The organism is Methyloprofundus sedimenti (genome assembly GCF_002072955.1).
In the GTDB taxonomy this organism is placed as follows: Bacteria; Pseudomonadota; Gammaproteobacteria; order Methylococcales; family Methylomonadaceae; genus Methyloprofundus; species Methyloprofundus sedimenti.
The window spans coordinates 2,535,784-2,560,714 of record NZ_LPUF01000001.1; the positions used below are offsets into that span (position 1 = coordinate 2,535,784).

Consider the following 24,931-nt stretch of genomic DNA (forward strand, 5'->3'; position numbering starts at 1 on the left):
AATCAGATGGCTAATGATAACAACACTCGCACCTTTTCATCCAAAGTAGTAGATGGTATGGAACGCGCGCCAAGTCGCGCCATGCTACATGCAGTAGGTTTTAAGGACGTAGATTTCCAGAAACCACAAATAGGTATTGCTTCAACCTGGAGCATGGTCACGCCTTGTAACATGCATATTAATAAACTTGCTGATGATGCAGCTCGCGGTGTTGACGATGCAAACGGCAAAGCCATTATTTTCAATACCATTACTATTTCTGACGGTATCTCGATGGGTACTGAAGGCATGAAATATTCACTGGTTTCGCGTGAAGTCATTGCCGATTCTATTGAAACTGTTACTGGTTGCCAGGGCTTTGATGGACTTGTTGCAATTGGCGGTTGTGATAAAAATATGCCAGGGTGCATGATTGCCATCTCGCGCTTGAATCGTCCTGCTATCTTTGTTTATGGCGGTACGATTTTACCAGGCTGTCATAAAGATAAAAAACTCGATGTAGTTTCAGTGTTTGAAGCTGTCGGTGCACGGGCAAATAACCAGATTGATGATGCAGAACTTGCTGCCATTGAAGCAAAAGCCATACCCGGCGCAGGTTCATGTGGAGGTATGTACACAGCCAATACTATGGCTTCAGCAATTGAAGCCCTGGGTATGAGTTTACCGGGCAGTTCAGCACAAGCCGCTATTTCAGAAGAAAAACGTGAAGATTGTGAACGCGCCGGTGCGGCAGTATTAGAACTACTAAAAAAAGATATTAAACCTAGCGATATCATGACCAAAAAGGCTTTTGAAAACGCCATTACCGTTATTATTGCTTTAGGTGGTTCAACCAATGCCGTGTTACATATTTTAGCCATGGCAAACTCGGCAAATGTTGATATCCAGCTGGATGACTTTACCCGTATTGGAGCAAATGTGCCTATGGTTGCCGACTTAAAACCAAGCGGCCGCTACCAGATGGCAGAGTTAATTGAAATTGGCGGTATTCAACCATTGATGAAAATTTTACTTGATCGCGGACTACTGCATGGAGATTGTTTAACCGTTACCGGAAAAACTCTAGCTGAAAATCTGGCGGATGTCACACCTTATCCTATCGATCAGGATATGATTTTACCTTTAGATCATCCGATCAAAAAAGATAGTCATTTAGTGATCTTATACGGTAATTTAGCCTCAGAAGGCTCAGTTGCCAAAATTACCGGTAAAGAAGGCTTGCATTTTACCGGCACAGCAAAAGTCTATGATGCCGAAGAACAAGCTTTACAAGGTATTCTAAACGGCGATATTGTTAAAGGTGACGTCATCGTTATTCGCTACGAAGGTCCGAAAGGCGGCCCGGGCATGCGGGAAATGCTATCACCAACTTCTGCAATTATGGGAAAAGGCCTGGGTAAAGAAGTTGCATTAATTACAGACGGGCGTTTTTCAGGCGGTACACATGGTTTTGTAGTGGGTCATATTACTCCCGAAGCCTATGTTGGTGGCCCATTAGCAATTGTTGAAAATGGCGACAAAATTACCATTGATGCCGAAAGTAAAAACCTGACTTTACACCTAGAACAGGCTGAAATCGCAGCTCGCCTGCAAAAATGGCAGCAGCCGGCGCCAAAATATACTCGAGGTGTGTTAGCAAAATACGCTAAATTAGTTAGTTCTGCTTCTCAAGGCGCGGTAACTGATAACTAGGTAAACGCACAGTGTCAATAAAAAATAGTATACCGTCATTCCCAAAAGCGGTTTATCGGGAATCTAGTCACCGCCTACATTTCTGCTAAAACTTGTGCCCTGTCTAGTCGGGTTATATTTTTTGCTGAGCAAAAAAAAATATAACCCGACCTATATTAGATTTTTTAAATTGTTATAAAACGCCTAGATGCATAATTTTGACTCATTTGTTAACTGGTTTCGGGACTTCTCTCCCTATATCCATGCTCATCGAAATAGTACCTTTGTTATCTATTTTGGTGGTGAGGCTGTTTTAGATACAAGCTTTGATAAGCTGATCCATGACTTTGCTTTATTAAATAGTCTCGGCATACGTCTGGTTTTGGTGCATGGTATACGCCCGCAAATTGATCAACGCTTACAAAAACAAAATCAACAATCCCAATTTCATCAGCAATTACGCATCACTGACGAAAACGCACTACAATGCGCTAAAGAATCAGCCGGACTGGTTCGAGTAGAAATTGAATCTTTACTTTCTTTGGGTGTAGCGAATTCACCGATGTCTGGAGCCAGAATCAAAGTTATCTCTGGTAATTTTGTGACGGCTCAACCCATAGGTGTACTCGAAGGCATAGATTATCAATATACCGGTAAAGTACGCCGCATAGATAGCGCAGCAATAAATCAGCAACTTGATTTTGGCCACATGGTACTGATTTCCCCCGTTGGCTATTCACCCAGCGGTGAACTGTTTAATTTATCTGCCGAACAAGTCGCCACCGAAATAGCCATATCATTACACGCTGACAAACTGATTCTGATGACTGAACAAGGTTGTCAATCGTCAAAAACAGGTCATATTGCTCAAATGACATCAGCTGAAACACGCATTTTTATTGAACATGAAGCCCGACTCGCAATCAGTACCAAATGCGCCTTACAGTCTGCTATACATGGCTGTCAATCGGGGGTTAATCGGGTACATATTTTAAATAGACATATTGATGGCGCATTATTAATCGAACTCTTCAGTCGTGATGGCATTGGCACACTGATCAGTTCAACTGAATTTGAAACCATCCGCCCGGCTTTACTAAGTGATATTCCTGGTATTCTCGAGTTAATCAACCCGCTTGAACAACAAGGCTTATTAATAGCGCGTTCACTGGAACATCTGGAATTAAATATTAACGATTATATTGTCATAGATCGTGATGGTCTGATTATTGGCTGTACAGCTTTACATCAAATTGAGCGATATGCGGGCTTAATCGCTTGTCTGGCGGTACATCCGGATTACAGAAAAGCAGCACGGGGTAATCAATTACTGGAACAGATATATAGCAAAGCCAGGAAAAACTCCTTAAAGCAGTTGTTTGCCCTGTCAACTCAAACTATGCACTGGTTTAAAGAACGAGGGTTTCAAGATAAATCGTTTCAAGACCTGCCCCCAGCCTTACAAAAAAATTATAACCACCTGCGTAATGCTAAAGTGTTAAACAAAGTCATTTAGAGTACTGGAGCTAATCAATTTGAGACTTAGATTACCGTATAATATCAGCGCCATACTTAATACCCTTATCAGTTGTATAAGGATAAAACACGAAACACGCAAGCTGCAGTCGTTAGCGTATCGTATATTTACTTAATAACTTATACACATAAGAGCAATTGTTCATTGCCGTGCATTCGCGTAAAATTAACCTACTCTACACATTACATACTCGCACCTTATGAAAAAATTAATAATTCTTATTTTCAGTGCCTTGTTTATCGAGGCGTGTACCGATGAAAACAAGACAAGCACCACGACTCCGGCAACAATCACAAAAGATGTACAGTCAACAGAAAGTACAGCAAAACCAGAATCGACAACAGCAGCATGGAATGGCTCAGACCTTTCTGACGCAACGATAAAACAAGTACAGGAAGATAAATACATCTATACCCAGTGCGTTTATAAAGAAGCCCAGAAGCAAGGTTATCAAAAAATTGATTCACGTGTTGCGACTGATGCTGTCATCAAACAATGCGAATCTGATCTAACAAAAATTCGAACAACGTTTATCAACGCAGGAGTGCCTAAAATTATCGCTGACCGTTATCTGAGAAAAACACGTATTGAAGTAACACGTAAAATTTTGCATTCATTAATGTTTGCTGAAGCTGCCCGTAAAGCAGGGGCGACTCAATAGCACTATTCAATACACACAGCTCCAGCTTATCCTTATAAAACCTTAAAACACTTATGAATCCCAGCCAATATAAAATCGATCTAGAACTTATTCCCAGCACTTTTGATGCCATTCATGCCTATTTAGCAGCGACTGTATTTGGTTTGGCACTCACCATAATTATCCTTTTATTTGCCATGTTGATCGGCTTGATGCGCAGAAGTAAACAAGCAACTCAAGCGCTAAAAAATACTACAGAACAGACAATTTCTACCCAAATTCCTAAACTTCAACCAGAAGTAAAAGTTGTCGAAAAAATAGTTGAAGTTGAGAAAATTGTAGAAGTTGAGAAAATCATTGAACTGCCTGCGCCAGAGCCTATCGTATTAAAAGAAACAACCCCGGATGCAGCATTACAATTATTAAATTTATTGCAAAAAGAAGCCCGCTTTATTGATTTTATTAAAGAAGATGTCAATGCTTATAGCGATGCAGATATTGGTGCTGCGGCTCGGGTTGTACATACGGGATGCAATAAAGTAATCAATGAGCATTTCAAATTAGCGGCAGTACGCCCTGAATCAGAAGGCAGTAAAATCACATTAAACAAAGGCTTTAATGCAGCAGAAGTTCGCTTAACGGGAAATATCATTGGTCAACCTCCTTTTACGGGTACTTTAGTCCATAAAGGCTGGCAGGTGTCAGATATTAAACTGCCCAAACTAACAGACGGTCATAATGCTAATATCATCGCAGCTGCGGAGGTTGAACTATAATGGGTTTTTTTGACATGAACAAACTAGTGAATGATTCAGAGCAAACAACTGAGCACGACGCATCACAAAACGAAGAGGTTACATCTACAGACCAAGAGTCGGATCTTCAGGCAGATAACGCTAATAACGAAATAGAGGAGGACGCAACAGAGCACTCTTCAGACTCTGCCTTTAATAAGCCTGAAGGCACTCATTACTCCATAGGAATCGATTTAGGAACAACACATTGTGTACTTTCCTATGCTGACATATCCGATCCTGATGCCGATGAAATAGTTCAACATGTTCTACAAATTCCTCAGCTGACAGCTCCAGGCGTAATCGAAGAAAAGGAACAGTTACCCTCTTTTTTATATCAGGCACATGAAGCTGAAATTAATGAAGGAGAAACAGCCCTGCCCTGGACTGCAAAACCTGATTATTTAGTCGGTGAAATTGCTCGTAATTTAGGCACTAAAACCCCTATTCGTTTAGTGTCTAGCGCAAAAAGCTGGCTATGTCATGCTGGTGTAGATTGTAAATCAGCGATATTGCCTAATGACGCTCCTGAAGATGTCGAACGTGTTTCACCTTTTCAAGCCAGCTCAGCCTATTTAGAACACCTTTGCGCTGCCTGGAATAAACAACACCCTGACGCACTGATACAAGATCAGGAAATAACGCTGACTGTTCCCGCTTCTTTTGACCCGGCTGCTCGGGAATTAACCGCAGAAGCCGCGCAAAATGCGGGCTTAAAAAATGTTATTTTGCTGGAAGAACCGCAGGCAGCATTGTATAGCTGGATCGAGAAAAGTGAAGGCGATTGGCGTAATCACGTCAATGTAGGCGATATTATTTTAGTTATTGATGTCGGTGGTGGTACTACCGATTTATCACTGATTGCTGTCACAGAAGAAAATGGCTCTCTCGGCTTGACTCGTATTGCTGTCGGTGACCACATATTATTAGGTGGTGATAATATGGACCTGGCTTTGGCCTACACGCTAAAAGCCAAACTGGAACAGAATGGAGGCAAACGCCTGGAAGGATGGCAAATACAGGCATTAACTCATGCTTGCCGCGCAGCTAAAGAAAAAATTCTCAGTGATGATGAAGCGGATAATATTCCTATCGTTGTTCCGAATCGTGGATCATCTTTAATTGGCGGTACGCTACGCACAGAGCTTAATCGCGATGAAGTGAATACGGTTTTACTGCAAGGCTTTCTACCTGAGGTTGCCAGTAATGAACAAGCTGTTAGTCGAGCACGTTCTGGTTTACGTACTGCAGGTTTACCTTATGCACAAGATGCCGGAATCACACGACATCTAGCTAGTTTTTTATCACGACAATTAAATGCTGTTGATGAATTAAATGATATTACCCTATCGGAAAATGCCACGTTCATTCACCCGACTGCAGTATTATTTAATGGCGGTGTTTTAAAAGCCGCACGTTTTGCAGATCGTTTGATGGATGTCATCAACTCATGGTTACAAAATGAACAGGCACCTGATGCTCGTTTATTAACCGGAGTAGATTTAGATTTAGCTGTTGCGCGTGGAGCTTCTTATTATGGCTATGTGCGTAAAGGAAAAGGAGTCCGTATTAAAGGCGGAACAGCTGCCTCTTATTATGTAGGAGTGGAAAGCGCTATGCCGGCTGTTCCTGGCATGCCTCCCGAGATTCAGGCCTTGTGTATTGCTCCCTTTGGCATGGAAGAAGGCACCGAAGTTGAGTTACCTAATGATGAGTTTGGTGTCATTGTTGGTGAACCAGTTCGTTTCCGTTTTTTTGGCTCTAAAACACGCAGAGAAGACAATGTGGGGACCCGTTTAGATTATTGGTCAGATGAAGAGCTAGAAGAACTAGATGAAATAGAAATCACCTTACCTCAAGAAAATCGTAAAGCAGGTGAAGTAATCCCCGTACATCTTTCGGTCGCCGTCACTGAAATAGGAACATTAGCATTACAAGCTATTTCCAACCAGGATGATAACCGCTGGAAAATTGAGTTTGATGTACGTTCCGGTGATGAGTAAGTAATCCAAACCTACCGTTCCCACACAATGTTGTGGGAACGGGAAATAATATTATTGTGAATAATAAATCAGCTCAGTATCATATAGGCATAGACTTAGGCACTACACATACCGTAGTTGCCTATGCTAAAACCCGGCAAAAAAACGCCACTATTCAAATTTTTGAAATACAACAGCTGGTTGCGCCTGGTGAAGTATCTACACAAAATTTATTACCCTCAGTTCGCTACCATCCGGCTGAAGGTGAGTTATCTGCCGCAGACATGGCCTACTCACCCTCCGGTGAAAAAGCAATAATTGGTACTGCCGCCCGGGTTTTAAGTGCAAAAACCCGGGGACGTTTTGTTAGCAGTGCAAAAAGCTGGTTATCTCACCCTTCTATTGATCATACCGCTGCCATTTTACCCTGGGGCAGTTCTGAAGATGTATTCAAAATTTCCCCGCTTGATGCCAGTGCCAGTTATTTAAAACATGTGCGTCAAGTCTGGAATCATCAGTTTCCGGACCAGCTCTTTGAACAACAAAATATCGTTATTACTGTTCCCGCTTCATTTGATGAAGCCGCTCGTTCATTAACATTAGAAGCTGCAAAGATAGCAGGCCTGCATCACATTCGACTGCTAGAGGAGCCTCAAGCTGTTTGTTACGACTGGTTACGCCGACATAACGACAATCTCAAAAATACACTGGATAACATTAAACTCCTGTTAGTATGCGATGTTGGCGGTGGTACCACTGATTTGACCCTGATCAAAATCGATCATGGTTTGGATGAGCCTCAATTATCACGTATAGGCGTGGGTGATCATCTAATGCTTGGTGGCGATAATATTGACTTGGCTCTTGCTCATCTGGTTGAATCACGTTTGACGACAGAGAATAAAAAACTATCGGCAGCTGATTTATCTCATTTACTCGAACAATGCCGTATAGTCAAAGAACGCTTGTTAGCGGACGATGCGCCTGAACAATTAAATGTCACTTTACTAGGCGGCGGGTCTAAATTAATCGGCGGTACACGTTCGGTAAATTTACACCGCGATGAAGTACAGAAAATCGCTTTAGATGGTTTTTTTCCGCTATCAAAACTTACTGATCTACCAGACAAAAAACGCAGTGGCGTCGTTGAATTTGGCCTGCCCTATGCTGCCGAACCAGCTATAAGCAAACATATTGCCGCTTTTTTAAATACCCATCGGCAAGCTACGCAAAGTGCATTAGCTAATGAAACTATTGTTCCAGATGCTCTGCTATTGAATGGTGGTGTATTTCGTAGCCAGCCAATTACGCAGCGCACGATTGACTTAATCAGCTCATGGCGTGGTGCACCGCCAGTACTGTTGGATAACCAGCATCCCGAACTGTCAGTTGCCTATGGTGCCGTAAGCTATAGTATTGCCCGTGAACATAAAAAAATCAAAATTGGAGGCGGTGCATCACGCAGTTACTTCTTGTTAATAGCTTCTGAACAAGAACAACAAGGCGTTTGCATCTTACCGCGTGGCAGTGAGGAAGGTAATGAAATTATTTTAACCGATCGCCAATTCTCTCTACGTCTGGGACAGCCCGTCAGTTTTCATTTAGTCTCATTAACAGGGGGACAGCAGTATAAAGCCGGAGATATTGTCACAATTAATGAAGACTTTCATCCCCTGCCCCCACTAGCAGTGGCATTTAACCAGCAAAACAGTGATAACAGCTCAGAAGTCACTGTACAATTATCAGTCACCTTATCCGAAGTAGGCACCCTACAAATCCAATGTGTTGCTATGCAAGATACTTTGCAACGCTGGGATGTACAATTTCAAATCAGAAAAAGCAAGGCCACTCTGCTCGCGAAAGAATTACCTGCCGGCTTTAGCAAAGCTGTCGAATTAATCGAAAGCATTTTCGGTTCAAAATCTAAAAATATTAACCCGAAATCAGTCAAAAGTTTACGTGCTGATTTAGAAAAATGCTTGGGCCTGCGTAGCGACTGGTCTAGTCATTTATTGCGTGAATTGTTTTCTGTGTTACTGGAAGCGCGTAAAAATCATCGCCGCTCAGCCAACCATGAGCGAGTCTGGCTAAGTTTAATCGGTTATTGTTTACGCCCTGGTTTTGGTTACCAATTGGATAATTGGCGTGTCGAGCAACTCTGGAAAAGCTATAGCAATCAAATTCAGTTTGTAAATGAAACCCAAAACTGGAGCGAATGGTGGACTTTATGGCGTCGTATTTCTGGAGGCTTAGATACAGAGGCACAAGAACTTATTTTTAACGACCTGGCTAAATATTTAAACCCCGCCTCGGCACGCCTGGGCAATACAGCCAAGCAAAGCAAACAACGGGGCTATGATGACATGGTGCGTCTTGCTGCAGTACTAGAGCGCTTACCCATAGAACAAAAAACACAATTAGGTGGGTGGTTATTAACACGCCTGCAAAAAGCCAGTGAACCAGCACAAACCTGGTGGGCTGTTGGTCGCATCGGTGCACGGGTACCTTTTCACGCAAGCATGCATTTTGTCGTGCCTAACGATACAGCATCAAAATGGCTAAAACAAATACTTGAAGTAGACTGGAAAAAAATACCGCAGGCAGGATTTGCTGCAACCTTAATTGCTCGTATGAGCGGCGATAGAACACGCGACATAGACGATGAACTTCGTGCAAAGGTCATTGAACAATTAAAAGCCAGTAAAGCCCCTGTTTCATGGATAGAAATGCTTGAATCAGTTAAGCAACTGGATGCTAGTGAGGAAAAACAGATATTTGGTGAGTCTTTGCCCCCGGGATTAACCTTAATTAGGAATTAAAAAAGGTCCTGCTGCAGCCATGTGTATGCATTTAGGCTCATTAGGCTATGAGCAGAAATTATCAAATCCAAAAACGTCTACATCACTGACAAGAAAAGTAATGAATTAGAAGTCATCATCAATAGCGTTTGCATATAATCTACAATAAACCCTCGCCTTCATCAAAGCCTGTTCTTTCTAAGCAATACAGGTGTAAAGCGCACAATAAAAGATTGATAAAATACTACCCAGATAATAACTGGAGTAACTGCTGGCAGTATCAATACACCGAACTGGTAACCCAGAGCAATGCAGTCCATTTGCCATGATGGCAATCTGATATTACCTATCAATTCCGGTGACATTTGTAAAAATAGCACTTTTGTCGATTCAAAACCAATCCCCCAGACTTGAATCAGCAGAAACAAAAACAGATTAATAAAGATAACACCCAAAGTCCTAAAAAAACTAAACGGTGAAGCCAAAGTAAGTGCCAATCCTAGAGGCAAACCATAGCTATATATTAACGGATTAACAGGAATCGGTAATTCTGCAACCATCCCTCTGGGTGTATTCTGTGCGGGTACTGTCACTTCAGCAATAACCTCTACCAAAGAACCGCTTTGCTCGATCCCGATTATCAGTTTTGGAAATACAGACTGTAACAAAGGTTCAGCTACGCTGATCACTATCCATGTTGTTAGATCGGCAAAATAATACCACCCCCAGTAGCACAAAGGTAAACATAGGAAAACCTTAATAATAAAAGCAGTCAAGGGATTAATTTGCATGGTCATTAGCCTCTACTTCCTGGGCAACCGGTAATAGCTTGAGCCACAATAAAAATATAATTAATACATCTAACATGATGAGTGCTTGCCAGATATACAAATGGGCCCATTCAAAAACATCTTTATTCCATTGACCAAGATAAAACAAAGAAATTATACGCACAATATTAAGCAGCTCCACAGCAAAAAAACCTGTTATTATTCCCCAGATTTTATATTTCCAGGGCGACGGGAATGCTAAGATAGCTGCGATTAACACTAAAATAGCTTCAACGCCATTACAGCCTGACTGTATAGACACTGAAAATCCTGAACCAACTTGCTGTAAGATAACGCCGTGTGAAATAACCTGGCCATCAAAAAACTTTACTATCCAAACACTAATATAAGCAATTATTTCAGTAAACGGAATAATGATATTCTGGTGCACCTTGTTAGATTGTACTATCCAGAACAGACAAATTTGTATGCCCAGAAAATATAAAAAAAACTTATACACGCATATAACCCCAAATAATTATTAAGAGAGAGTTGAAAATTTAAAGCCTGCTCTAAAGCAAAAAACTAAAGTATTTTTCTCGTCTGCTCCGGAGAGGGAAAATAGTTTGTGACGCTTTACGCCAAGTCGTGCAAAACTTTCCCAAATGAATTCCCGGATAGGAGCGTGGGAATTAGCAAATTTTAGTATCACCAGGATTATTTCACCCGATAGCGAAACTTTCAGCAATTGACAACATCAGTTTTTCCAACAATATCACAGGCAGTGTTGAAAAACGAGTCGATATTATCATGTTCGTATTCACCACCGCTGTTTGTAATACAACTCTAGTCTATATTTCGCATACGGAGATCGTTTAAGTTAGCCGTTAAAAAAAGCTGGTTAAACGGCTACTTCCAGGATCGGTTTGTTAAACTAACCGTGCCTATGCAAAAAAATAAAGATATGCTTTAAAGCGAAGATTTCAGAGACTATAACAGCGGACAGAAGCGCCTCTATTCTGTGAATTAGTGTCCATTCATAGGCCCAAGCTTAATAAATTTATGATTGCAAAAACTACAAAAGTACAGTTAATTAGTGAACATAATTAACTAGATTTCTGTGAATCCTTAGCCGTAAGTGCCAAAGCGACATATCCCCAGCCATGAAAAATCATATCGATAGCTATTAACAACCCGATAATCCACGTACCTGACATTGGCCACGCCGTCATAATCATACCGCCAAAAATTAAAGATAATAAACCACTGATTAATGAAATCCACCAGCCCTTTACCACCTTAAGCTGGAAAGCCATAGTAATCCGCATGATACCCACAGCCATAAAAACTGCAGCGATCATCATAGTAATAATTTCCGAGGCAACTAACGGATTACTTATGATAATGACACCGCCAATCACATAAGCAACAGCAACCAAGACATGCAGAATGATACTTTTCCATCCCCTGCACCCCAACGCTTGAATTAACTGGAATGCACCTCCAAATAGCATCAGAAAACCAAAAAACATCATACTGACCATAGTTAAGGCAAAGGTCATGCCTAAACCAATCGTCCCTAAAAGTATAAATGAAATTCCCAGCGCAAGCAGCCAACCCCATTTATCATGTAGCTCACCAAGTAGATTGCCAAAAATCAAGTCTTCCTGTGTCTGTGTATTCATAGTTTATTCCTCGTTATTATTATTTATAAAATTAGATCTTACACCACTCATAGCATACTCAAAAAAATATTTTACTTTGTTTTTCATTCAATGAAAGCAAAAAAAACACAAGTATAAAACTTCAAAACAATCACTTTTATTTCTTAGCCGGAAATAGTGCACCAAAATATCGATTAATGCGCTTAAAATCACCTAAATGCTATTAAGTAACTTCACAATGTTATCTATCACACTTATTCTTTTATTCAAATCTTGTTTTATAAAACCCAAAATCTGGGCATTCAACCCTTCTGGTAATTTATATCATTGACTTTATTGATAAATTTTCAAATTGATTTGCTGAGCTTGCTGAAACTGTTCAATTGCTATACTTCTATGGAGCAGTTGCTATTGGATAGAAAATTATTGATGCTACTCATTGCAATATAATCTGTAAAAATAAATAGTTGATTGAATCTGAAAAATCAGTTGTTCATGTTATCTAACTTAAGTCGATTGTTTTTCCAGGTTAAAATAACAGGCTAATAAGTGAGCCCTTTAGTCTTAATAGGCTGCGCATAAAAAAAGCGGGCTAAAAACCCGCTTTTCACAAATTACCTAAGTTAAGCAAGCCAGTTCAATAACTAAATTTCTCAGATAAATAAATTTCAAACGGTCAAGCTTAAATTTAGACGGCGATATTGGGTAAGAGAGAGCTACGCAACTCCCTCTTACCTGATAGGGTGTAGATAAAATACAAGTCATTCCGAAACAGCGTCAAGTGTTTTGTAATAGTACTGCGAAGCCAATACCGAGCTTGCGATGGCATGGCGAAGCGGTAAGGCGCAGGCCACCGCAAGCATGGCATCACGCAACTTTTCGCTACGGATACCGGACGGTCCCCGTCGCAGCTTTCACGAAAAATAGTGGCACGCTATTCAGGTATTTGTAGTTGTTCATACCATGCATCCATAGTGCCGGCATCCAGTAATCCTCCAAATCGTCCGCCGTAACCATAAAGGTGACCATTTAGAGTACCCATATATAGTCCAGTTTCTGGATAATAACGCGCATAATATCCTAGTATGCAGAAAGACTCTTCAGGACCAGGAAATAAGTCATAGTATTTAGTTTCTATCGCATCAAAAAGCGCATCAGTTCGCGCATCATATGCAAAATCAACATGCAACTTAATTTGATTATTATAGCCAGTTGTTAGATTATCTGGGTTAGTACAATCTGGTTTACCTGGCATTGCAATATAAAGACACATAGAACCATTTAAATTAACATAGATATTGTCTTTATCAAATGTCACTAATTTTGGATCCAGTCCATAAGGTGCAAAACTAGTTTCGACAGTAACATTAATTATATCAGGTAAGTTATCTTCGCTATCCTGAAAATGAAAGCCTTGTGGAGAGTCATATATATACTGATATGAAGAGTCACCAATTTCAGCAAGTTCGATAGAAAAATATGTCAATTCTATCGTTTGCTGGTTAAAATCTATATTCCAGTTGAAATAATCAACATCCTCAGTAGATACAAAAAAATCCAGTTCATCAGGGTAATAATAATCACTTGCGAAAACATCTTGTTCATTTCTGATTTCCTTCAATGAAGTAACATCATCAGAATTCCACAATTCAAATTTCACATTGACGTAATGTTCATCAAATGATCCATGCGCCAATGCAAATGGGGATGTTGCTATCCCTGCAAGCAATAATGAAGAAACTGTTAATGGCTTAAAGTTCATATTTTAATCCCCCTAAATAAATTATAACGTGGAGCTGTATTACCAAATTCTAAAAGGTTAATACTAAGTAAATACAATATGTTTCACTAATATACCGATTAGAGTATATAAAACCACCTAACTGCGATCAATAAACTAAACAATGTTATTTAACACACTCGTTATTTTGTTCGAATATTGTTGCTGAAACCCCAGGATATGTAGATTGAATCTCCCTGACTATTCAGATAATATACCTTATTTATAAATTTTCAAATTAATTTGCTGAGCTTGCTGAAACTGTTCAATTGCTATATTTCTAGGGGGCAGTTGCCACTGGATAGGAGATTTTTGATTATTCAGTAAATATTCATTCGCTCGGGAAAAAGGTTTCTGATCAAAAAAGCCTCGGTAAACAGAGAGAGGCGAAGGGTGAGGAGCTTTTATAACCAGATGTTTACTGGAATCAATAAAGCCTCCTTTTTTCTGTGCATAACTCCCCCAGAGCATAAACACGATATGTTCTGCATGTTCATTGAGCTTAGCTATCACTTTATCCGTAAACTGCTCCCACCCTTTTCCCTGGTGCGATGCCGCCTGGTTTTTTTCAACACTCAATACACTGTTTAACAACAATACACCTTGAAGGGCCCAGCTAACTAAACAGCCGTGCTCGGGGGCTGAAATGGATAGATCCGTACTTAATTCTTTAAATATATTGACCAGTGAAGGAGGTGGAGAAATTTCAGGCGCAACTGAAAAACAGAGTCCATGCGCTTGCCCGGGACCATGATATGGGTCTTGTCCTAGTATGACGACTTTAACATTAGCAAAGGGGGTTAAATTCAAGGCACTGAAATATTGGCTAGCTCGCGGATAAATAATTTTACCCTGGCGTTTTTCTTGTCTTAAAAATTCACCTAAGTCCTGCATATAATTCTCTGAGAATTCGTTTTGCAATAATTCCTTCCAGGATGCTTCCATCTTTACCTGGCTAGTGATTTCTGAATTGATACTACTCATTGCAATATAATCTGTAAAAATAAATAGTTGATTGAATCTGAAAAATCAGTTGTTCACGACATCTAACTTAAGTCGACTGTTTTTCCAGGTTAAAATGACAGGCTAATAAGTGAGCCCTTTTGTCTTAATAGGCTGCGCATAAAAAAAGCGGGCTAAAAACCCGCTTTTCATAAATCCTCTAAGTTAGTAAGCGAGTTCAATAAATCGTTACTTGCTGTTCTCGCTTAATTTTATTACATTTCCTGATGACCTTGCACTCCGGCATTGCCACTTAATTGTGTATCATCAGCATGTGCTTTAATTTCAGTTTCTGCATCAGGATCAGCTTTAATTGGTTCTTGCGGTTCTTCTTCTGGCTCATCTACAGGAGGAGCTATTTTTTCACCACTTAAAAGCTTATCAATCTGGAGTTTGTCGATTGTTTCCCAATCCATCAAAGCCTGAGCCATATTATGCAATACATCAATGTTATTATTTATAATGTCTTCAGCACGCTGATAGTTTCTATCGATAATGATTCGGATTTCATCATCGATAGTTTTTGCCATTTGTTCAGACATAGGCTTACTTTGCGCTCCCATATAGCCCTCACTGTCACCATAGTCCATAGGTCCCAGCTTGTCCGATAAACCCCATTTGGTGACCATATTTCGTGCAAGCTGTGTTGCACGTTCAATATCATTTGAAGCTCCAGTAGTTACTTTATTTTTACCATAGATTATTGCCTCGGCAATACGTCCACCGAACAGCCCTGAAATCTGGCTTTCGAGTTTATCTTTGCTGGCACTATATTGATCGCGCTCAGGTAAAAACATAGTAATACCTAAAGCACCACCACGCGGCATGATACTGACTTTATACACAGGATCATGTTCAGGTACATGCTGTCCAACAATCGCATGCCCCGCCTCATGATATGCAGTCATTAGAAGATCTTCTTTACGCATGACCATGGAGCGTTTTTCAGCGCCCATCAGTAATTTATCACGTGCTCGGTCTAAATCATTCATGGTAACCACACGCTTATTATTCCGTGCCGCTAACAAGGCTCCTTCATTAACCAGATTAGCTAATTCGGCGCCTGAAAAACCTGGTGTACCACGTGCTAAATCCTTGATATTGACATCTTCAGCCTGAGGCACTTTCTTGATGTGAACTTTTAAAATCTGCTCACGCCCTTTAATATCAGGCAAGCCTACATGAACTTCTCTATCAAAACGCCCTGGTCTTAATAAAGCCTTATCAAGGACATCAGCACGGTTAGTTGCAGCAATAACTATAATGCCTTCATTACCACTAAAACCATCCATTTCGACCAGCAGTTGATTTAAGGTTTGTTCTCGTTCATCATTACCGCCACCACCAGGCCCTGAACCACCCCGCTGACGACCCACTGCATCAATTTCATCAATAAAAATAATACAAGGTGCGCGCTTTTTAGCTTGTTCAAACATATCACGCACTCGTGATGCTCCAACCCCAACGAACATTTCTACAAAATCAGAACCCGAGATTGAGAAAAAAGGCACACCGGCTTCGCCAGCGATTGCTCTGGCTAATAATGTTTTACCTGTTCCAGGAGGTCCAACCAATAGCACGCCATGAGGAATTTTTCCCCCGACAAATTCATATTTCGATGGATCTTTCAGGAAATCAACCATTTCCACAACATCTTCTTTTGCTTCTTCTACACCGGCAACATCAGCAAAGCCGACTTTAATTTGATCTTCTTCTAATAATTTAGCACGACTTTTGCCCATACCCATCTGTCCACCACCACCGCCGCCAGCGCTTCCTCCCTGTTGTTTGCGGAAGAAATAAACCCAAACGGCAATCAATAACAACATAGGAGCCCAGGAAATAAAAATCTGCGTGAGCATAGATTGCTTTTCAGGTGTTACTACTTTAATTTTAACTCCGTACTCAATCAAGTCATCTATCAAGTGATTATCACCCGGATTATAAGTAACAAAAGGCTCACCGCTACGCAGTTTACCTTTTACCATTTCACCATTAATAGTCACTTCAGATACCGAACCATTACGTATGTTATCGATAAAATCTGAATATAAAATTGTATAATTTTTTTCATAACCAGGCTGCATTCTGCCCATTATGGTAAAAAAAATAGTACCGATCACAACAAACATTGCGACCCTCATAAGAATTTTCATCATTTTATTTCTCTATATTATAGCTATTATTTTTATTCTTAGATTTTGCTGTATTTTGCCTGCCTCTTAATGGTATAAAATAACACAAAGATAACAATCCATCATTTTTTATTAATTAAGGAATTATACTATGCCCATTTCATCCGACCTTGCTGAAGAACTTAATATTTTGGCACATTACAAGTTAACATCGATACAGGAAGGTATTAAAGTTCATCATACTGCCGCACCTGAGACTATTGCAGCAATAAACCGTCTACACGAAAAAAATTTAGTCACTCGGGATGATGGTGGCTATTTAACTGATTTAGGTATTGAAACCGCTGAACACGTACAAAAAGCATTAACTATCTTAACATCTAAATAAAATTAGCTTAATACTAATCATAGACTATATTAGCATATTGTTAATTAACAATTTAACATTTCCAGGAGGATATCTAAATTGAAATTTACTCCCAGCGCAATTAGAAAAAAAATGAAATACTCCATATTGGTTTTTTTCTGTACTTTTTTTATGGGCGGTTGCTCCTCCCTTTCACTGAGTACCGATTACGATAATTCAATTGATTTTTCAACTTTTAAAACCTACCGTTGGCATACGGAAAATGAACACAATACTGCCAGCTTAAAATATTTAAACAATATATTGGATCAACGAATCCGGTCAACTATAGATCAGGAACTGCAAATAAATCATTTCATTAAAAAAGAAGATGGGGCGGTTGATTTCTGGGTTAACTACAGTGTCGTTATTGAAGATAAAACAGATATCCGTACCTATAATAACTATAACGGTTTATACCCAGGATACAGCTATAGAGCAGGCTATGGATACTATGGCAGAGGAATTGGCGCTGCATATGGCGTTGGCTCTGAAACTCAGATTACTCAATATAAACAAGGTACACTTATCATCGATATTATTAGCCCAAAAACAGATCAGCTAATTTGGCGCGGCGCTGCCGACGGCCGATTACCTAAAAATGCCAATAGAGAAGAAAGTGACAAACTTGTTCATCAATATGTAACTAAAATTCTATCTAATTTCCCACCAAAGGAATAATAACTGTTTGCTTGAGTGCCGCTACGCTAGCTGCGGCACTCAAAACGGCTATTTCAATGGTAAACCCGCTTTTTTCCAATCAGGAAAACCACCCCGATAATAATATACTTTTGTCCACCCCCATGCTACGGCCTTTTCACTGGCCACCGCGCTACGCTGGCACATATCACCATTACAATAAAAAACTACCGGTTGATTTTTTTTGACCACAGCCAGCAAAGAATCTTCTGTTAAATCCAGTTCTAAATCAAGAAGTACTGCCCCCTGAATATGACTGCTTTGATAGTCTGTTACTCTACGTACATCAATAAAAGTGACTCCCTGTTTCATCAGTTTTTTTGCACGTTCAGTGCTAATAGTTATAGCTCCTTCAACTTGTTTGGGCGCCGGTGCTTTAGCTGCAACACTCTCGGCCATAAACAATACTGCCAACAACATAAATAATGAATGTAATTTCATCAATAACTCCTATAACGAATGATTTTGTATTTATTGTTTTAACATACAAAACGCTACTATAAAATAATTATTCGCAATAGCAGCAATTCTCAGTTTGGTTTTTTCATATTTCTGGCACCGGAATGTCTAGCTCTCCCAGCATAAATTCCATTAATTACTGCCAACTATCAAAAACCATGTAACGGGTGAGAGCTCTTAAATCATCAAAAAATGGGCTCTTCCCGATTTCGCGGGGTGACCACAACATATAGTGTTAAGCATATCCGAATAAACGTCGGCCTTCGACATCAAGCCAAATATGCTGAAATAAACGCCCTATATCATAAATGCCATAGCAACGTCTTTTGATCACCTTAATTTTGTTATTCAGTCCTTCTACAAAACCACTGGTTTCACGGCGAAGAAAATAATTAGTGATTTCATGCTGCCAGTTTTGTAAGGTCACTATAAATGAGTTGAAACAGTCCAACTTCAGATTTCTAACCTGCTCGACCCATGAATTTAGCTCAGCTTCTGCCTGACTTTTACTTAAAGGTCGGTTAAAAATACCCGTCAATGCTTCCCGATAAATATAAATTTGCTTAAGCTCTGGCGCATAATTAAAGAGTTGTATTAATTTAATTTGTTGCTCTTCATTCAAGTCCCAGAGTGATTTTCGGAATAACCACATCACGCCTTTCAGTTGGGCATAATCCTCACTAGAAAGCGTCTTTTTCAGTGTTTTCATCTCTTTTATTCTTGCGTTGTCTGCACAGGCTCGATAGCTTTTGGTCACATGGAATCGATCAACCACAACCTCAACGCCATGAAGTTCCTCATACACTGCATTACTGTAGCCGTCATACATATCAACGCAGGCACGTTGTATTGTTCTTTTAATTTCCACGGGAATGCTTTGTAGAAATATTTTTACTGTTTCCTTTTTGCGATTTGGCAATACGGCCAAAATGCATTTTTCTCCGCCTTCATTGATCCCTGAAATGATAACAACAAAATCTTTATGTCCTTTTTTTAACGCAATCTCATCAAGTCCAAGTAATGGCAGGCTTTTTATTGTCTCCCAATCCACTTCTTGACGAATATAACGATTAATAATGCCTTCAACAGCCGCTTCATTAATGCCACGTTTGATACTGATGTCGGTTATTGTGCTATTGATTAGGTCGCGCAATATCCACTGTTCATAGGCTTTAGTATGTGGGCTTTTTTGATCATACCAACTACAGCGCTGAGTGGTTGTCGGGCCTTGATCACAATAAGGGCATTGGTAACGCTTCGGTTTGATCTTAATCCAGACGGACTGTTCAAAGATCGGTAAATGGCGTAACGTAATTTCTTTGCCATAGCCATAAAACTTATCGATAGGCTGATGGCATTGCCGACAAGTTGTGCCTTTGCATGTACTTTGGACTTTAATAATAATTCCTTTTTTAGACTCAGTATCAAATGCCTCTATTTGCACATCGGGTAAATCCAAAGGAATTTGTAACAATATCGGGTTCATTTATTTAAAGTTTGCCGTCTAAAAAGATGGCTATCATACCCAGCCTGCACCTAAATAATCAAATAGCAATATACTACATATAGTGACTACCCCGCGAAGTCGGGAAGAGCCAAAAAATGTTTTCCTGCTCGCCAAGCTATCTCGTATTAGCGCGTAACATTGATCAAACCACTCAAGCACCGTATGAACTAAAAAGGCAAGAATATTCAGGCTTGCCAATAATGAGGATAGATGTTTTTTGCCATGCCCAAAGTTATGTTTGAAATTATAATCTTTTGTTTTTAATGTGTTATTGTTTTCATTTTCGATTTTCCATCTGGTACGGCCAGCTTCAATAATCTATTTGATATTTTTTCTATCCAGCAGGTAATCTGTTGCAAAAGAATTACGGTAAATGACGTTGTTCTCTTTATCCGTGATCGTTAACTCACACCAAGTAACTAATAAGGCATCATCCGTATTACGTAAAGGAACTTGATTGACAAATCGGTACTGCTTTCTGAGTTTTTTCTTTCTTGTCCATTCATTGATAATCACTGACCCAACTTCACCGAGTCGACCGAAATCATCAACCCACTCGTAAAGCGTCTTATGCGAGTCTGGCTTGCAAACCAGGATAAAGTGCTTGTTCATTTGAATGAGTTGTTCACAGAAAGGTTGCTTGCAATATAAATCATCCCCTAAAAATGTCGTATTATCAGGCAATCCATCAGCCTCTTTTTTTAGCCAGCGCTTTGAAGCAGCCAATTCATAATCCTGTTTTTCACTGCCGTCTTGTGGCGTGACAAATTCAGGGTCCAAGGGAATAACAGAGGATTGCTTGGGCGAAACGATAACGGGAGTCACGGCAACATGCGAGTAATGTGTTTTCCCATTTTTTAGATCTTTGTAGTGGTCAAGTAAATTCGTACATAACGATCGGTTTTTTAAGCGGCTTCTTTCTCCGCTTGGATTGGGGTTAAATAATTGTTATAACTATGTACACGGAAACTATTGTAATACTTGATGTATTGCATAATATCTTTCTCTGCCTGTTCATAAGATGAATAAAAAGTCTTAGGCATCCATTCAGATTTAAAGCTTCTAAAACAACGCTCCATCGGTGCATTATCCCAACAGTTACCACGCCGACTCATGCTTTGCTTGATCTCATATTCCGACAATTGCTGCTGGAATACCTTACTGGTGTAATGGCACCCCTGATCAGAATGAAACATCAAGTTCTTGGGCTCTCCTCTAGCCGCATAAGCTAATTTTAACGCTCGTGTAGTCAATACTGAGTCAGGACTAGTTGAGCAAGCCCACCCCACGATACGGCGCGCATTTAAATCAATCACCAATGCTAAATATATCCAGCCTGTACCCGACCAAATATAGGTGACATCACCACACCAAACTTGATTAGCCAGTTCGGTAGAAAATTCACGGTTTAAGTGGTTATCCGCTATGTTTGATGGCTTTTCAGCCACCTTGTAACGATGTGCGCCTGGCTGTTTACTTGTCAGCTCCGCTTCTTGCATTAAACTCCGTGTTTTGAAGCGTCCAACAGATTCACCTTGCTGTTTTAATTGAGCAGAAAGGGTACGACTCCCCGCTGAACTGCGGCTCGCTTCATGTAACGCAATAACCTTGGATTTTAACCTGTCTCGCTCAGGATCTGCCTTGTTTGCATGCTTACGGTGGTAGTTGTAACTACTACGACTCATCTCAAATGTTTGCAATAATTCGCATTGTTTGTATTGCTCTCTTAACTCATCAATTAGCATTAAAATTGATACACGTCCGATATTAAGAGAGCTGAAGCCTTTTTTAAAATCTCTTTCTCCCTCTTTAGTTTCTTTATCTGACTTTCCAAATCTTGAATCTTTTGCTGATCAGAAGTAATCGCTCGGCTTCCTTTTGGCGTAACACCATGACGCTCTTCTTTTAATTGAGTGACCCAACGGCGCATTGCTGTAGTACCAACGCCCATAGCTTCGCAAGCATCATTTATGGAATATGCCTGATCTAATACCAGACTGGCCGCTTCATGTTTAAATTCTGTTGTATAACTTTTTCGTTTACTCATTGGTCTGCATCTTTGATTAAGGGGTTATTATAAACTCCTATCGTTTAGTACAGGATTATTAGACCACTACAAAGACATTCAGGGAGGTAGCTTTGGTAAAAGCCTTATTGCCTTTATTCTCTATCAATACCATCACCAACATGTCACACAGCCATTACTACTGGAACAAATTCGTGATTTAGGCGTCGATATTTCGAGCGGTAAGCTCAGTTATATACTAACAGAAGATCTGGACGATTTTCATGCCGAAAAAGATGAATTACTGAAGACGGGATTATCCGTTTCTAAATATATTCATACAGATGATACTGGCGCACGGCATAAAGGGCAAAATGGCTATTGCACACATATTGGCAATGATTTTTTTGCCTGGTTCAGTAGTACAGAAAGTAAAAGCAGAATCAATTTTTTAAACTGTCTATCACAAGGCAAAACAACGCTTTATACATTGAACACAGGTGCCATTGAATACATGGCACAAAATAAGCTGTCTGTTGTAATCTTGGCGACACTGGAAAATATCAGTGTCTGCATTAACACGGCACCTGACTGGTGCGAATGGCTGGATCAGCAAGGCATCGTTAAACCTCGGCACAGAAAAATAGTCACGGAAGGTGCTTTGATGGGAGGGCTGCTAGACCAAGGCATTTCCTCTGACTTTTCAATTATCAGTGATGATGCAGGGCAGTTTAACGTCTTTGATCATGCCTTGTGCTGGATCCATGCCGAACGAGTGATTAATCGCCTGATTCCTTTAAATGACAGCCATACCAAGGCAGTAGATGACGCACGCGACCAGCTTTGGTCGATTTACCATGACCTGAAAGCTTATAAACTTAATCCTGTTACCGAACAGGCGAGCAGTATCAGGCAGCGCTTTCAAATCCTATGCAGTACCAAAACCTGTTACGAAACGCTTAACCAGGCCCTCGGGCGAATGGGGAAAAATCAACATGAACTCCTCCGTGTACTCGACAAACCCTACCTCCCACTTCATAACAATTTAAGCGAACGGGATATAAGGGATTACGTCAAGAAACGAAAAATCAGCGGGAGTACACGAAGTGATGCAGGGCGGAAAGCCCGTGATACTTTTGCCAGTCTCAAGAAGACCTGCCGAAAGCACGGCATGTCATTTTGGGGTTATTTAAAAAGTCGCTTACTGAAGTTAGAAGGGATTCCTCCGTTATCGGAAGTCATTCGTGCGGCCGCTGCCAGTGGATAATGAGAAGTTACGCGCATTACTTTTACCGCGTTCTTTTTCCATCATTTTTTGGTACTCTAAAAAGGATGGAGATTGCATAAAGAAGACTGAAAATGCACTGAGAGCAGCATCTGACATGTCGTATTTCTGATAAACTCCATCACCACTTCGCGCATCGGGAAAAGTCGTAAAGGTTTATTTGATCTGGTCAATTAAACTTTTTTGCGTGAATATTGAAATTTCTGTTGTTGTCACTTATCAGTGCATTTTAAGGTAATAGTTTTTATCAATTTTACCACTTAGGAACGCGGATTAAATAATACCCGAAACCAACCTCTAATAAATTTTGGCAATAACCAATGGACCGGGTATCCTATTTAGCCATGATGATACAAGCTTACTCCCCAAAAATAGAATCCCAAATACTCAATTTTTATAATAGCCTATCAGAAAAAGATCGTCGCCGTTTTGCAGCAATTGAGGCAATATTGTGGGGTATGGTGGGGTCACTTATATCCGTTCTATTTTGCAATGTGGCGACCGAACAATTACACGAGGATTACAGGAGTTAAATGCAGAACTTTCTAATGACAGTACACGCATTCGCCAATCAGGCGCAGGTCGTAAACTTATTCTGGACACAACAAAAGGATTGGAGGATGCATTTTTAGAGGTCATAAAAGAGCATACGGCAGGCTCTCCCATGAATGAAACAATCAAATGGACAAATTTGTCACGTCCCGAAATTTCTGAAAATATCATGCAAAAAGGGTATGCAGTGAGCGTTACAGTCGTTGATCAACTCCTTAAAAAACATAATTTTCAGCCTCGCCAAGCCTTTAAGGTCGAAGCCGGAAAAAAAATATTCCTCACCGTGACGAGCAATTTAAAAATATTACTCAACTTAAACAAGATTACACAGAAAAAGGATTACCTGTATTAAGCATGGACGTAAAAAAAGAATTGATAGGTAATTTTTATCGTGCAGGGCAGCTATATACTCAAGATGTGATTCGCGTAAACGATCATGATTTTCCATCACTGGCAGAAGGTAAAGTCACTCCGCATGACCTATATGACATCAATCAAAACATTGGATATATCAGGCTCGGGACCAGCCATGATACATCTGAGTTTGCGGCAGAATGTATTCTTCGCCTATGGTGGTTGGAATATGGAAGATATGAATACCTTGGAGTAAAGTCGCTATTATTGTTGTGTGATTGTGGAGGGAGCAACAATGCACGTTATTACTTGTTTAAAGAATAGCTACAAAAATTATCCGATGAACTTAATCTTGAGATTCGTATTGCACATTACCCACCGTATACATCCAAGTACAATCCAATTGAACACCTCTTGTTTCCTCCTATTACAAGAGCATGCCAGGGTGTCATTTTTAAAAGTGTCGAAATAGTCAACGACTTGATTGCTAAAACCAAGACCTCTACGGGACTAAAAGTGGTAACCAATATCCTTAATAAAATTTTTTAAACGGGTCGTAAAGTAGCCAATGATTTCAAGGATAATATGCGGATTCAATTTAATGAGCTCCTGCCTCAGTGGAACTATACAGCCGTTCCTGCCAGCTCGGTAGTTTCGGGTTTAATTAAATCCTGAGTCCTTAATCCTAAATTGAGAATTGCTGCCGTTTTAAATCATGGCTAGACCGCTTACATGGAGTAGCTACCAAGTATTTACCTAATTATTTGGCTTGGTGCAGAATTATGGATCGGAACCACAATCTAACCCCTGAGCAATTGTTACATTCTGCTCTGGGTGACTTTCAATATTTAACGGTGACATAGCCTTACATAATGTCAAAAAAAGTTCAGA

20 protein-coding genes and 2 pseudogenes are annotated in these 24,931 nt (G+C 40.1%); 12 read left to right on the forward strand and 10 right to left on the reverse strand.

Annotation, left to right across the window (positions count from 1 at the left end; translation table 11 throughout):
• Positions 1-6 precede the first annotated feature (6 nt).
• From ilvD to AU255_RS11230, 6 genes are all read left to right on the forward strand, one after another.
• On the forward strand, positions 7-1,692 hold the full coding sequence (gene ilvD, locus AU255_RS11205; RefSeq protein ID WP_080522935.1) for a dihydroxy-acid dehydratase: 1,686 nt from the start codon (positions 7-9) through the stop codon (positions 1,690-1,692).
• Between the two features lie 187 nt (positions 1,693-1,879).
• On the forward strand, positions 1,880-3,187 hold the full coding sequence (argA, locus tag AU255_RS11210; RefSeq protein ID WP_080522936.1) for an amino-acid N-acetyltransferase: 1,308 nt from the start codon (positions 1,880-1,882) through the stop codon (positions 3,185-3,187).
• A 220-nt stretch (positions 3,188-3,407) separates the two neighbouring features.
• Complete coding sequence (locus AU255_RS11215; protein WP_080522937.1) at positions 3,408-3,869, forward strand: hypothetical protein; 462 nt, start codon at positions 3,408-3,410, stop codon at positions 3,867-3,869.
• Positions 3,870-3,922: 53 nt separating this feature from the next.
• The gene (locus tag AU255_RS11220) at positions 3,923-4,624 is read left to right on the forward strand and encodes a DUF2760 domain-containing protein (protein WP_080522938.1); all 702 of its coding nucleotides are present in this window, start codon (positions 3,923-3,925) and stop codon (positions 4,622-4,624) included.
• Between the two features lie 14 nt (positions 4,625-4,638).
• Positions 4,639-6,645 (forward strand): Hsp70 family protein, encoded by a 2,007-nt coding sequence (locus tag AU255_RS11225; RefSeq protein ID WP_080523352.1) that lies wholly within the window; start codon positions 4,639-4,641, stop codon positions 6,643-6,645.
• A 56-nt stretch (positions 6,646-6,701) separates the two neighbouring features.
• The gene (locus AU255_RS11230; RefSeq protein WP_080523353.1) at positions 6,702-9,443 is read left to right on the forward strand and encodes an Hsp70 family protein; all 2,742 of its coding nucleotides are present in this window, start codon (positions 6,702-6,704) and stop codon (positions 9,441-9,443) included.
• A gap of 161 nt (positions 9,444-9,604) precedes the next feature.
• Here the strand turns inward: AU255_RS11230 and AU255_RS11235 are convergent, their stop codons facing one another.
• The 6 genes from AU255_RS11235 to ftsH all read right to left on the reverse strand — a co-directional run bounded on the left by AU255_RS11235 (position 9,605) and on the right by ftsH (position 16,797).
• Positions 9,605-10,219, reverse strand: coding sequence for an exosortase H-associated membrane protein (locus AU255_RS11235; RefSeq protein ID WP_158083106.1), 615 nt, complete (start codon positions 10,217-10,219; stop codon positions 9,605-9,607).
• Positions 10,203-10,712, reverse strand: coding sequence for an exosortase H (gene xrtH / locus AU255_RS11240; protein WP_080522940.1), 510 nt, complete (start codon positions 10,710-10,712; stop codon positions 10,203-10,205). Before xrtH ends, AU255_RS11235 begins: the two co-directional genes overlap by 17 nt.
• Positions 10,713-11,298: 586 nt before the next feature.
• Positions 11,299-11,877, reverse strand: a complete 579-nt coding sequence (locus AU255_RS11245) for an HdeD family acid-resistance protein (RefSeq protein ID WP_080522941.1) — start codon at positions 11,875-11,877, stop codon at positions 11,299-11,301.
• 913 nt (positions 11,878-12,790) lie between these two features.
• A complete protein-coding gene (locus tag AU255_RS11250) occupies positions 12,791-13,618 on the reverse strand; it encodes a hypothetical protein (protein WP_080522942.1) in 828 nt (275 codons plus the stop codon).
• Between the two features lie 237 nt (positions 13,619-13,855).
• Complete coding sequence (gene ung, locus AU255_RS11255) at positions 13,856-14,620, reverse strand: uracil-DNA glycosylase (protein ID WP_080522943.1); 765 nt, start codon at positions 14,618-14,620, stop codon at positions 13,856-13,858.
• 233 nt (positions 14,621-14,853) lie between these two features.
• Entirely contained in the window at positions 14,854-16,797 is a 1,944-nt protein-coding gene (gene ftsH / locus AU255_RS11260; protein WP_080522944.1) for an ATP-dependent zinc metalloprotease FtsH, read from the reverse strand.
• A gap of 127 nt (positions 16,798-16,924) precedes the next feature.
• On the opposite strand from ftsH, the gene AU255_RS11265 reads away from it, so the two are divergent.
• The gene (locus AU255_RS11265; protein WP_080522945.1) at positions 16,925-17,161 is read left to right on the forward strand and encodes a TIGR02647 family protein; all 237 of its coding nucleotides are present in this window, start codon (positions 16,925-16,927) and stop codon (positions 17,159-17,161) included.
• Positions 17,162-17,272: 111 nt separating this feature from the next.
• Positions 17,273-17,860 carry a DUF4136 domain-containing protein gene (locus AU255_RS11270; protein WP_143735910.1) on the forward strand — a complete coding sequence of 196 codons (588 nt, stop codon included), beginning with the start codon at positions 17,273-17,275 and terminating at the stop codon, positions 17,858-17,860.
• A gap of 48 nt (positions 17,861-17,908) precedes the next feature.
• Here the strand turns inward: AU255_RS11270 and AU255_RS11275 are convergent, their stop codons facing one another.
• The 4 genes from AU255_RS11275 to AU255_RS11290 all read right to left on the reverse strand — a co-directional run bounded on the left by AU255_RS11275 (position 17,909) and on the right by AU255_RS11290 (position 21,891).
• On the reverse strand, positions 17,909-18,319 hold the full coding sequence (locus tag AU255_RS11275) for a rhodanese-like domain-containing protein (RefSeq protein WP_080522947.1): 411 nt from the start codon (positions 18,317-18,319) through the stop codon (positions 17,909-17,911).
• A 253-nt stretch (positions 18,320-18,572) separates the two neighbouring features.
• Entirely contained in the window at positions 18,573-19,823 is a 1,251-nt protein-coding gene (locus tag AU255_RS11280; RefSeq protein WP_080522378.1) for an ISL3 family transposase, read from the reverse strand.
• Between the two features lie 339 nt (positions 19,824-20,162).
• Entirely contained in the window at positions 20,163-20,669 is a 507-nt protein-coding gene (locus tag AU255_RS11285) for a hypothetical protein (RefSeq protein ID WP_143735911.1), read from the reverse strand.
• Positions 20,670-20,749: 80 nt separating this feature from the next.
• A protein-coding gene (locus AU255_RS11290) for an IS3 family transposase (RefSeq protein ID WP_143735875.1) occupies positions 20,750-21,891 on the reverse strand; the annotation gives its coding sequence in 2 pieces (ribosomal slippage) (positions 20,750-21,636 and positions 21,636-21,891; 1,143 coding nt in all).
• Between the two features lie 448 nt (positions 21,892-22,339).
• Here AU255_RS11290 and AU255_RS11295 point away from each other — a divergent pair.
• The 4 genes and pseudogenes from AU255_RS11295 to AU255_RS20810 all read left to right on the forward strand — a co-directional run.
• Positions 22,340-23,116 (forward strand): IS66 family transposase, encoded by a 777-nt coding sequence (locus AU255_RS11295; protein WP_198942594.1) that lies wholly within the window; start codon positions 22,340-22,342, stop codon positions 23,114-23,116.
• Between the two features lie 469 nt (positions 23,117-23,585).
• Positions 23,586-24,038, forward strand: coding sequence for an ISAzo13-like element transposase-related protein (locus AU255_RS21105; protein WP_198942595.1), 453 nt, complete (start codon positions 23,586-23,588; stop codon positions 24,036-24,038).
• A pseudogene (locus AU255_RS20805) lies at positions 23,990-24,589 on the forward strand (ISAzo13 family transposase). Before AU255_RS21105 ends, AU255_RS20805 begins: the two are co-directional and overlap by 49 nt.
• Before the next feature lie 155 nt (positions 24,590-24,744).
• Positions 24,745-24,903: pseudogene (locus AU255_RS20810) on the forward strand (IS1595 family transposase); the annotation flags it as partial.
• Between the last annotated feature and the right edge of the window lie 28 nt (positions 24,904-24,931).